Below are 9,550 nucleotides of genomic sequence, written 5' to 3'. Positions count from 1 at the left end.
TTATTTCATTTTGGTCATCATCGACCTTTACTTTCTGGCATAGAATGTCCGTAAGGCTGTATTGGTGAATGACTCTGATACCTATCGGATTCCATTATCTTCTTAACTAAGTGTAGTCGAAATTCGGAAGCTCGGATTGCCATCCTACAACTGTTGGGAGGCAATCCTTTGCTCCGAGTTGGCATCCAACAACTGTGGGGTGCGAATCCGTCAGTCCAGATTCCCATCCTACAACTGTTTGGTGGCAATCCTTTGCTCCGAGTTGGCATCCAACAACTGTGGGGTGCGAATCCGTCAGTCCAGATTCCTATCCTACAACTGTTTGGTGGCAATCCTTTGCTCCGAGTTGGCATCCAACAACTGTGGGGTGTGAATCCGTCAGTCCAGATTGCCATCCTACAACTGTTGGGAGGCAATCCTTTGCTCCGAATTGGCATCCGACAAGCGTTGGGTATTTACCGTTAGCTCTGGATCGACATCTTAAAACGGTAGAAGGCGAGCCCTCTGCCAGTTTATGTATGTATCTGCCACTCTTTCCACCCTCTTTTTGGGGCAGCGCATTGCCAAGGATTATTCAGGCGCGGGCGGGTTGGCGCCTTATTTCCTTTTGGTCATCATCGACCTTTACTTTCTGGCATAAAAAAAGCCCCGCAACTGCGAGGCTCGTTTTACCCTTGTTCGGTCGGGTTATTTGTCATCATCGCCCAGATCGTCAAAACTGAGGTTTGAACTGTATCCGTTGCTGCTTGCATCGACCGTTTCGCTGACCTTTTCCTCCGTTTCGTTGTCCATTTCGTTTCCGTAGTCTTCTCCCTTCTGGTCTTTTATGTACGCAATGGCCTCCTCCAACCCTTCGGCAAACTTCTGGAAGTCTTCTTTGTAAAGAAAGAGCTTGTGCTTGTCGTAATGGAACTTGCCATTGTCGTCAATTCTGCGTTTGCTCTCGGTAATTGTGATGTAGAAATCGTTGCCACGGGTTGCTTTCACATCAAAGAAGTAGGTTCTTTTTCCCGCCCTTACAGGCTTGGAAAAAACATCTTCTCGCCTGCTCATATCCTGTCCATCCATCTGCTCAATAGTTTTCGACTACATCAAATATATAAATGTTTCTGTCGAAAGAAAGCTAACGTTTGTCGAAGATATTACGCTGTCTTGCGCTGATCGTCCTCTAAAAGTTGCTTGTGGTAGAGCTCTGCGTACGCTCCGTTCAGGTCCAGAAGTTGCTGATGATTGCCGCGTTCGATGATGCGTCCCTTGTCGAGCATGACGATCTGATCGGCATGTTTTACGGAGGAAACGCGATGGCTGATGATGATGGTGGTCTTGCCCTTCATCAGGTCTTTGAGGTGACCGAGGATCTTCTCTTCCGTCTCCGTGTCCACGGCCGAAAGGCAGTCGTCAAAGATCAGGATCTCTGGGTCGCGGATAATGGCGCGGGCAATGGAAATACGCTGCTTCTGCCCACCCGAAAGCGTAATGCCGCGCTCACCGATGTGCGTATCGAATCCTTTCGGGAATTCGATGATGTTGTCGTAAATGTCGGCCTGCTTGGCGGCCTGATGAACCTGTTCTTCGGTCATGGTTCCCATGGCATCGCCAAAGGCAATATTGCGCGAAATGGATTCGGAGAACAGGAACACATCCTGCGGCACATACCCAATGCTCGACCGTACCGAGGTGAGATTCAGTTCCTGTATGGGTTTGCCATCGATAAGCACTTGACCGCTGGTGGCATCATAGGTTCGGGTAATGAGCGATGCGATGGTGGATTTTCCGCTTCCCGTTCTTCCCAGAATGGCCAAGCTTTCTCCCTGTTTCACTTCGAAGTTGATGCCATTCAGCGCACGGGTGCCGCTATCAGGATAAACGAACTCCACATCCTTAAATGTGATATTGCCTTTGACATCGGTGCGTTGCTCCACCGTGTTCACAATTTCAGGCTCGGTACTTAAGAATTCATTGATACGGGTCTGTGAGGCAGCCGCCCGCTGAACGATGCTGGTGATCCAGCCAATAGCGGCAAATGGCCACGTGAGCATATTGATGTAGATGATGAACTCGGCAATATTGCCAACGGTCACTTCGCCCGACATGGATTGCATACCACCCACGTAAACGGTCAGCAGCGTACTGAGGCCGATCAAGGTCAGCATGGTGGGGAAAAAGAGTGCGTTTATCCGCACCAGTTCAAGCGATGTGTCCTTGTATTTTTCCGTTTCCTTCTCAAATACATCACTCCACATTTCCTCTTTTGCGTACGCTTTCAGAACGCGAATGCCCGAGAAACCTTCCTGCACAAACGTGCTCAGTGCGCTCAATTGTCGCTGAACACGCTCGCTACGAATGTTGATCATTCTACTTACGTAGTAGATGGTGATGGAAAGTACTGGCAGCGGAGCAAGCACATATGCCGTGAGCTTCGGACTCACGCTCAGCATATTGTACACCACCAGAACAACCAGAACCGACAGGTTGATAGCGTACAGGACCGCTGGTCCGAGGTACATCCGAACCTTCGTCACATCCTCAGTGATGCGCGTCATGAGGTCGCCTGTGTTGTTGCGTTTGAAGAATGCCAGCGACAGTTGCTGGTAGTGATGATAGATCTCGTTTTTAAGGTCGAATTCGATCATACGGCTCATCACTACAATGGTCTGCCGCATCAGAAACATGAAAATGCCTTTGAAAACCGCTGCCAGAACGATGACAAAGCCAAAGAAGAACCAGATGCTGATGGCCGTGTCGCTCAGGTAACTTTTGAAAGGCGTGTTGGCGAAATGGACATCGATCACGCTGATCTCCTGCATCAGGTCGAACGCCAACCGCACGATCTTGGGCGGAAGGATCGCATAAACATTGCTGATGGTAACGAACAGAATGCCGAGCAGAAACCGCACGCGGTATCGCCAAAAGTACTTGTTAAGATGTGCCAGCGACCGCATAAATCAGCTCCGAAATCCCAGAAAATAGTTGCAGAAAATAACCATACTTTTGCCCAAAGTTAGGAATGTTTGACCGCTTCGATGTTGAAACGTTGATTGTTTCGGAAAAGTGGTCGTGAGAGCATAACAGGAGGTTGGAAAAAAGGTTCTTTGAGGCATGTTGAGCAGACGACATTTGAGGGTGAAAGTAATGCAGGCGTTGTTCGCCTATCAGCGTTCGGAGGGCGCGGAATTGGCCGTAGGCGAGAAGTTGCTGAAGCAAAGCTTGGAAAAGATCTACGACCTCTACATCCACCATCTTTCACTTCTTGTAGAGGTTCACACCTTCGCTGCAAAGCAGATAGAAGAAGGTAAGAACAAGCTGATGCCTTCTCATGAAGACCTCAACCCGAACATGCGTTTCGTGCAGAACCGTGTGCTGCTACAACTCAAAGACAATCCACAGCTCGAAAAGCAGATAAGTGCCCGCAAGATCAATTGGGCTGATCAACTCGAACTCATCCGCAGAATTTTCTCCGCTTTCAAAGCATCGGACGACTTTCAGCAGTACATGAATGGCCCTGAGCCTACCTACAAGGACGAGCGCAGAATTGTTTATCGTCTGTATGAGGATTTCCTGCTGCCGAACGAACATCTGCAATCCATCTTTGAGGAGAAGAGCATTTTCTGGATCAACGACTTTGAGCAGGTGAGCGGTATGGTCACGCGCACCATTGGCGATTTCAAAAAGGATGTCGATTTCGGTGGAACGCTCATCCCACTTTATAAGGATGAAGAAGAGGACAGGCAGTTTGTGCTTGATCTTTTCAGAAAAACGGCCACGCACAGCGGTGAGTTTCAGAAAATGGTGGAGGAGAAATTGGTGAACTGGGACATGGACCGCATTGCCACCACCGACATTCTATTGATGAAAATGGCCGTGTGCGAGTTCATGTACATGAAGTCGATTCCGACCAAGGTGACCATGAACGAGTACATCGAGATATCGAAGGAATACAGCACGCCAAAGAGCAATGTGTTCATCAACGGGATTCTCGACAAACTGCTTGCCGACCTCAAGGCAAGTGGAAAAGTGAAGAAGATCGGCAAGGGATTGATCGGTGGATGAACCGCAGTGATCATTACATTTGCGTCCGTTCTCAATTTCGATTTAACAACAATAATTAAACGACTATGAAAAAGTTAGCAGCAATGCTTTTTGTGGCAGGTGTTTTCTTCGGTTGTGGTGAGAAACCTGCTGGTGAAGGAAAAATGGACACCGATGTGGTTTCGAACCCTGCAACGGCCGAAAACGGATCTGGAACAGATGCAAGTGTGGCGGTTCCTGCTTTCACGTTTGAGAAAGAGGTGCACGATTTCGGAACCATCGTTCAGGGAGAGAAAGTGGCCTATTCGTTCAAATTCAAGAACACAGGCGAAGGCGACCTGATCATTACCGATGCCAAAGGAAGTTGCGGTTGCACCATCCCAGAATGGCCGAAAGAGCCGATCGCTCCAGGTGCGGAAGGCAAGATCGATGTGGTCTTCAACAGCGAAGGAAAATCTGGTCAGCAGAACAAGAAGGTGACCATTACTGCAAATACGAATCCAGCCACTACGGTACTTGCCATCAACGGAATGGTGGAAGTTCCAGTAGGCGAATAAATCAAAGCGTATGCTTCAGAATCTATTGGGCGAGGGTGGAAGCACCATCCTCATGTTCGGACTCATGTTCCTGGTGTTTTACCTGTTCATGATCCGTCCGCAAATGAAGAAGACCAAAGAGGAAAAAGAGTTCCGTTCTGCATTGAAGAAAGGCGACCGTATTGTAACGATCGGTGGCATACACGGCAAAATTGCGGAGGTGAAAGAAAGCACGATCACCATTGAAACAGGTGATGGCGGCAAGCTCAAGATAGAGAAGTCGGCCGTGTCGAAGGACAACTCCGTAGGTCTACAGCAGAACAATTGATCTTTTTCTAATTTGGCTGCATGTCCAATTCCATTGCAGCCAGAATATGGGAAGCCATCGAACCACGTCTCAACAGGCGTTCGGTGGCTTTCATGCTTTGTCTGCTTCTCTCGGCCCTGTTCTGGTTGCTCACATCGCTCTCTAAAGAGTATGTGGATGAGGTTCAGATTCCGATCCACTACAACGGAATTCCAGAGGATGTGCTGGTTGTGAACGAACCTACACAGTTCGTAACGGCCGAGGTGAAAGGTTTTGGTTTCGATCTGCTTTGGAATTGGCTCAAGATCGAGTCACTTGATCTATCGATCGATGCGTCCCCATCAGACCTTCCCACCATCACGCGCCAAGGTGCCGAACTGCATTATTTCCTCACCAACAGTAAGGATGGAAAGACGATCGATGCAGGAGATGATCAGGTTCAGATCATCAGCGTACGACCCGACACGGTCTTTCTCCAGTTCAAACCGAAATATCTGAAACAGGTGCCTGTGAAATTGGATGCCACGTTCTCTTTTCAGAAACAATACGGTATTGTCTCAGAACCAGTGCTTGTGCCAGATTCGGTGCTCGTAATTGGCCCCAGGGAAATGGTTGATACCATCAATGCGGTTTATACCGAGCCGCAGACCTTTTCGGGTCTGGATGAAAGCGTGACCACCGAAGCGAAATTGCGGAAGTTTGGGGATAATGAGAACCTCAGCTTGAGCCACAGCGCGGTGCAAGTGGAGGTGAACGTGGTGGAATTCACCGAAGGAACGGTGACGGTCCCACTGAATGTCATCACCGATATGAAAGCCTCTGTTCAGGTCTTCCCGCAGGAAGTGGAACTGCGTTATCTGGTTCCACTGCCCGATTTCGACAAGGTTGAGCCATCGCAGTTTCAGGCATCGGTGGTGCTGGACAATGAGACCAAAGACAATTCGCGGCTGGTAGTTTACGTTGAAGAGCAACCCATCAATGTACGGCAGGTGCGGGCAGATCCGCCACAGGTGGAATTCATTATACAGAAATGAAAGTTGTAGGGATAACAGGTGGTATTGGAAGTGGGAAAACAACGGCCTGCAAAGTGTTTGAGCAGTTGGGCGTGCCTGTCTATTACGCAGACAACCGCGCCAAGGAGTTGATGGTGAATGATAAAGTGCTGAAAGATCGCATCGTTGCGGCTTTCGGAGATGAAGCCTACATCAACGGAAGGTTGAACCGTGCTTATCTGGCGGCTCAGGTCTTCAATTCCAAGGAGAAACTTTCGGTGTTGAATGGAATCGTTCATCCTGCGGTGGCAGACGATTTCGATCAATGGTTGGAGCAGCAGACCTCTGATTATGTGCTGAAGGAAGCGGCCATTCTCTTTGAGAGTGGAGCGTATCAGGATGTGGATATTTCTGTGTTGGTCATCGCTCCCGAACAGCTTCGCATCGAGCGCGTAATGGCGCGCGATGGAGCTTCGGAAGAAGATGCGTTGCGAAGAATGAAGAACCAATGGACGCAGGAGCGCAAGGCGAAATTGGCCGATCACATTCTCAATAACGATGGTTCTGAACTGTTGATACCGCAGGTGTTGGAGTTGCACAGGAAATTCAGTTCGAAATGAAAATTCTTACCGCAGAGCAGATACGTGCATTGGATCGTTTCACCATCGAAAACGAGCCCGTTTCCTCGTTCGATCTGATGGAACGCGCGGCCATTTCGGTGTTGAATGCGTTTCCCAAGGGTAAGGATTGGGATCTGCGCCCCGTATTCTATTTCTGCGGGAAGGGCAACAATGGTGGCGATGGATTGGCCATGGCGCGCATTCAATCCGAGCGGGAAGAGCGGGAGATAACCGTGGTTGTGCTGGAACACATGGAGCAAGGTTCGGTCGATTTCGGCAAGAACCTGTATCACCTGCAAGGTGAGGAAACGGTAGCGATCATTCATATTGATGTGGCAGAGGAGCTGCCCGAAATTCCAGAAGATGCCATTGTGGTGGATGCCATTCTTGGTTCTGGTCTTTCGCGTCCGCTGGATGGTTTTCTGGCTGATGTCGTGCAGCGTTTGAATCAACTCGAAAACTTCAAGTTGAGCATTGACATGCCAACGGGTCTTTTCAGCGAGGATAACACGAAGAACGACCTTACGAAGGTCTTTCGGGCAGACCTCACGGTCACGTTCCATTGTCCGAAACTGAGTTTGATGTTACCAGATTCAGGTGTATTCGCTGGCGAAATACAAGTGCAGGATATCGGACTGTTGGAAGAACAGATGCAGGCCGATGGTCCGTTCCGATACGTGGTGGCAGAAGATCTTCGTCCCATCATTAAGAAGCGCGCGAAATTCTCGCACAAAGGAACCTACGGGCATGCATTGCTTTTGGCTGGTTCGCGTGGAAAAATGGGTGCGGCCCAGTTGGCCGCGGCAGCCGCCATGCGTGCGGGTGCAGGATTGGTAACCGCGCACGTTCCTGCATGTGGTTTGGACATTCTGCAACTCGGCATTAGAGAAGCGATGTGTTCGGTGGATGCGAACGAGCATTTCATTACCGAATTCCCGAAACTCGAACCGTTCAGCACCATTGCCATCGGCCCAGGAATCGGAACGGAGAAAGACACTGCCAATGCGCTGAAACGATTGATTCAGGATGCGAAGGTTCCGCTTTTGATCGATGCTGATGCATTGAACGTTCTTTCTGAGAATAAAACGTGGCTTTCCTTCTTGCCCAAGAACACCATCCTTACCCCGCATCCGAAGGAATTTGAACGCTTGGCTGGCACTTGGAAAACAGGTTACGAGCGCTTGCAACTGCAAATGGAATTCTCCAGAAAGTATGGGGTTATCGTTGTGCTGAAAGGAGCGCACACCTCAACCAGCACACCAGCGGGTCAGGTGTTTTTCAATTCAAACGGAAATCCTGGAATGGCCACGGCAGGAAGTGGCGATGTGCTTACGGGAGTTATTCTCGGACTGCTGTCGCAGGGCTATTCGCCAGAGGTTGCGGCCGTGTTCGGGGTTCATCTGCATGCGCAAGCTGGCGATGCGGCCGCCTTTCTCTATTCCGAAAATGCGGTCATGGCAAGCGACATGGTCCATCATCTGGGAAATGCGTTCAGAGATATTGCACAGGATGATGATTGGGATGTTCCGTTCCTGAGTTTTGATGAGGAGTGATCAACGGATCACCAACTTCTCATTGAAGAGCTCATCCTTTGTAGAACCGATCACGATGTACATTCCAGGTGCGAGGTTCTGGTAAGGGTCGATTGCCGTAACTGGTCCAGGACCTGAATTCAAGATCACTTTCGAATAAGACTGCTTGCCCAGCATGTCGTAAACGATCACAAGTATCTGATCTCCCTTCACATCTCCTATGTCGATCCGTACTGGATCGGAAGTATATGCAGGATTCGGATAAAGCCCTGATGTCACTTTGAGCGGGGCATCCGAAGAAAAACCGTCCTCAATGGCGGTGGCAATGCTGTAGTTTACCGTGTATCCAAGTATTTCCAGTACGCGCACCTCATCTTCCTGCAGCAATTTGAAGGCATCGCCTTTGGAGAGCGTTGGGTGCATCACATAACCACCATGATCCGAACGCGAATTGTCAAAATGGTCGATGCTGGACGCATTGAACGGATTGGGTGAGAACACGGGGGCAAATACCCCAGAATAAAGTTCGAACCAAACCTGATTATTGGTGAGCGTTGCGTTGTCGGGTTCGTTCACCACGGTGCTCGAACCTGAACCAGAGACCTCGAACAGCGCAGCCTTGGTGTAATCTTTCAAATACTCATCGAATGAAGTAAAGACCTGCGGAGAAGCAGCAGATTCTCCAGAAGCTGTGGAGTAACTCGAAAAGCCGAGAATGTGCATGATCTCATGCATCACAACCGTGTAAAAATCGTATTGCTGCGCTGACGGCTGGGCGTTGCGATCGTAATTGTAGTTCAATCCAGAGTTGAAATTGAACTGCATGTAGGCATCGGGATAAGCATCGTACGGGTCGCTGCCATTTACAATGTGTGCTTGCGTGAACGGTTGATTGAAGCCTTTGGAACCAAAATAATAGGCGGCCGAGTACGCGAACGGATTGCTGTTGGGGTTTCCTGAAAATGACTCGCGGATCTCTACATCGCAAACCCCGATATTTTCGATCGTTGCCGCATAGTAGGAGAAAGCTGCTTCAAGCACCGCTCTGCGCTGTTGACCCAATACGGGGTCGTCAAAACCTTTTCCTGTTCCGTTCACTTGATCGAGAAACGTCAGGTTGAAAACCAGCGTTGGGTCGGCCGATCGCGAAGCATTTGATAGACCACCGTTAACGGCCGTTGTGAACCCTCTTTCGATTCGTTCTTCCAGCTCCATGCGATAGACATCGTTCAGAGGAACAGGTGTTCCGCTTGCATCTACCAGTGTTTCTTCACCGTTCACGGTTTTCACGAAAACCGCCCCATCATTCTGATGAATATCGTCAAAGAGCATGTCCTGTGCCGTTGCAGTTGCTGCGGCAAAAAGACAGAATATGACAATGGAACTTCGGAGCATAACTCTAATTTACTTAATAGTTACTACTCCACTTTTTAAAGTTTAGATACGGTTTTTAGACTGGAAACCCATCCATCTTGACAAATAAGAGATAAACAGGGATGAATCGGTAAATGACATGCCGTGCATGCCATTTTTC

At 49.3% G+C, this 9,550-nt stretch carries 9 protein-coding genes; 6 read left to right on the top strand and 3 right to left on the bottom strand.

Annotated features, from left to right (window positions below; all coding sequences use genetic code 11):
• Positions 1–687: 687 nt before the first annotated feature.
• Both GC178_04100 and GC178_04095 read right to left on the bottom strand, forming a co-directional pair.
• Positions 688–1,068, bottom strand: coding sequence for a DUF3276 family protein (locus GC178_04100; GenBank protein MBI1286740.1), 381 nt, complete (start codon positions 1,066–1,068; stop codon positions 688–690).
• Between the two features lie 74 nt (positions 1,069–1,142).
• Positions 1,143–2,942 (bottom strand): ATP-binding cassette domain-containing protein, encoded by a 1,800-nt coding sequence (locus GC178_04095; GenBank protein MBI1286739.1) that lies wholly within the window; start codon positions 2,940–2,942, stop codon positions 1,143–1,145.
• 157 nt (positions 2,943–3,099) lie between these two features.
• Between GC178_04095 and nusB the strand changes: the two genes are divergently transcribed.
• The 6 genes from nusB (at position 3,100) to GC178_04065 (ending at position 8,037) form a co-directional block, all read left to right on the top strand.
• On the top strand, positions 3,100–4,050 hold the full coding sequence (gene nusB, locus GC178_04090) for a transcription antitermination factor NusB (protein MBI1286738.1): 951 nt from the start codon (positions 3,100–3,102) through the stop codon (positions 4,048–4,050).
• Between the two features lie 65 nt (positions 4,051–4,115).
• Entirely contained in the window at positions 4,116–4,586 is a 471-nt protein-coding gene (locus GC178_04085) for a DUF1573 domain-containing protein (protein ID MBI1286737.1), read from the top strand.
• Positions 4,587–4,596: 10 nt separating this feature from the next.
• Positions 4,597–4,893 carry a preprotein translocase subunit YajC gene (gene yajC / locus GC178_04080; GenBank protein MBI1286736.1) on the top strand — a complete coding sequence of 99 codons (297 nt, stop codon included), beginning with the start codon at positions 4,597–4,599 and terminating at the stop codon, positions 4,891–4,893.
• A gap of 20 nt (positions 4,894–4,913) precedes the next feature.
• Positions 4,914–5,906, top strand: a complete 993-nt coding sequence (locus GC178_04075) for a hypothetical protein (GenBank protein ID MBI1286735.1) — start codon at positions 4,914–4,916, stop codon at positions 5,904–5,906.
• Positions 5,903–6,484 carry a dephospho-CoA kinase gene (locus GC178_04070; protein ID MBI1286734.1) on the top strand — a complete coding sequence of 194 codons (582 nt, stop codon included), beginning with the start codon at positions 5,903–5,905 and terminating at the stop codon, positions 6,482–6,484. The genes GC178_04075 and GC178_04070 overlap by 4 nt, the downstream gene beginning before the upstream one ends.
• Entirely contained in the window at positions 6,481–8,037 is a 1,557-nt protein-coding gene (locus tag GC178_04065) for an NAD(P)H-hydrate dehydratase (GenBank protein MBI1286733.1), read from the top strand. The genes GC178_04070 and GC178_04065 overlap by 4 nt, the downstream gene beginning before the upstream one ends.
• Here the strand turns inward: GC178_04065 and GC178_04060 are convergent, their stop codons facing one another.
• Positions 8,038–9,411, bottom strand: a complete 1,374-nt coding sequence (locus tag GC178_04060) for a T9SS type A sorting domain-containing protein (protein ID MBI1286732.1) — start codon at positions 9,409–9,411, stop codon at positions 8,038–8,040. It abuts the gene before it with no gap.
• Positions 9,412–9,550: the final 139 nt, after the last annotated feature.

The sequence above is a fragment of the Flavobacteriales bacterium genome (assembly GCA_016124845.1).
Lineage (GTDB): Bacteria > Bacteroidota > Bacteroidia > UBA10329 > UBA10329 > UBA10329.
This window is presented reverse-complemented; position numbering and strand designations above follow the sequence as displayed.

Coding starts and splice junctions, on each gene's coding strand:
- GC178_04100 (MBI1286740.1), bottom strand. CDS start 1,068: ATGGATGGACAGGATATGAGCAGGCGAGAAGATGTTTTTTCCAAGCCT.
- GC178_04095 (MBI1286739.1), bottom strand. CDS start 2,942: ATGCGGTCGCTGGCACATCTTAACAAGTACTTTTGGCGATACCGCGTG.
- nusB (MBI1286738.1), top strand. CDS start 3,100: ATGTTGAGCAGACGACATTTGAGGGTGAAAGTAATGCAGGCGTTGTTC.
- GC178_04085 (MBI1286737.1), top strand. CDS start 4,116: ATGAAAAAGTTAGCAGCAATGCTTTTTGTGGCAGGTGTTTTCTTCGGT.
- yajC (MBI1286736.1), top strand. CDS start 4,597: ATGCTTCAGAATCTATTGGGCGAGGGTGGAAGCACCATCCTCATGTTC.
- GC178_04075 (MBI1286735.1), top strand. CDS start 4,914: ATGTCCAATTCCATTGCAGCCAGAATATGGGAAGCCATCGAACCACGT.
- GC178_04070 (MBI1286734.1), top strand. CDS start 5,903: ATGAAAGTTGTAGGGATAACAGGTGGTATTGGAAGTGGGAAAACAACG.
- GC178_04065 (MBI1286733.1), top strand. CDS start 6,481: ATGAAAATTCTTACCGCAGAGCAGATACGTGCATTGGATCGTTTCACC.
- GC178_04060 (MBI1286732.1), bottom strand. CDS start 9,411: ATGCTCCGAAGTTCCATTGTCATATTCTGTCTTTTTGCCGCAGCAACT.